The organism is Synechococcus sp. H55.10 (assembly GCF_047502715.1).
In the GTDB taxonomy this organism is placed as follows: domain Bacteria; phylum Cyanobacteriota; class Cyanobacteriia; order Thermostichales; family Thermostichaceae; genus Thermostichus.
This window is the reverse complement of sequence record NZ_JANSJJ010000151.1, coordinates 1-722: the sequence shown is the minus strand read 5'-3', so window position 1 is coordinate 722 and position 722 is coordinate 1. Positions and strand designations below refer to the sequence as shown.

At 57.3% G+C, this 722-nt stretch carries 1 protein-coding gene; it reads right to left on the bottom strand.

Translation table 11 applies throughout. From position 1 onward, the window contains the following. On the bottom strand, window positions 1–587 hold a 587-nt coding region (locus NW858_RS09580), incomplete at its 3' end, for an ABC transporter ATP-binding protein (RefSeq protein ID WP_414520382.1). Window positions 588–722 lie beyond the last annotated feature (135 nt).

Below are 722 nucleotides of genomic sequence, written 5' to 3'. Positions count from 1 at the left end.
ATCTGGTAGCGGCCCATGGGATCCAGCCCCGACATCGGCTCGTCCAGGAACACTAGCTCCGGGTCGTTGATTAGAGCCTGGGCTAGGCCAGTGCGCTGCAGCATGCCCTTGGAGTAGGTGCGCATTGGCTTTTTGCGGGCCGTATCTATAGAAAGCCCCACCAGCTCCAGCAGTTGTGGGATCCGCTCCTTGAGGAGGCTATCGGACAGGCGAAAGACCTTGCCCGCAAAATGGAGAAACTCCCAAGCAGTTAGGTAGTCGTAAAAGTAAGGGTTTTCCGGCAGATAGCCCACCTGCTGCTTGATGGAGCGATCCCCCAGGGGTTTGCCCAGCAAAGTGCCCCTGCCGCTGGTAGGCTCCACAATGCCCAGCAGACACTTGATCGTGGTGGTTTTGCCAGCTCCATTAGGCCCCAGTAGCCCAAAGGTTTCGCCACGGGCCACTGTTAGCGAAAAATCCTTGAGAGGGCTGACCACCTTGTTCAGCCAAAAGCCGGTGCGATAGGTTTTGCTCAGACCAGTGACGGCAATGGCCGGCTCAGGCTGCACGGCAGTCGCTTCTAGAGAGGGGGCCAACGTCTCGCTCATAGGAGGAGGCTGGGGTTGAAAAAACCAAGAAGAACTAAGCAGGATGCTAGCCTGCTCTCCAGTTTACGCTCTCCCCCCTTCTTTTGCCTCAGCCACTGGTTGGCAGCAACCTAGAAAGGCGTCTTGACCTTGGGT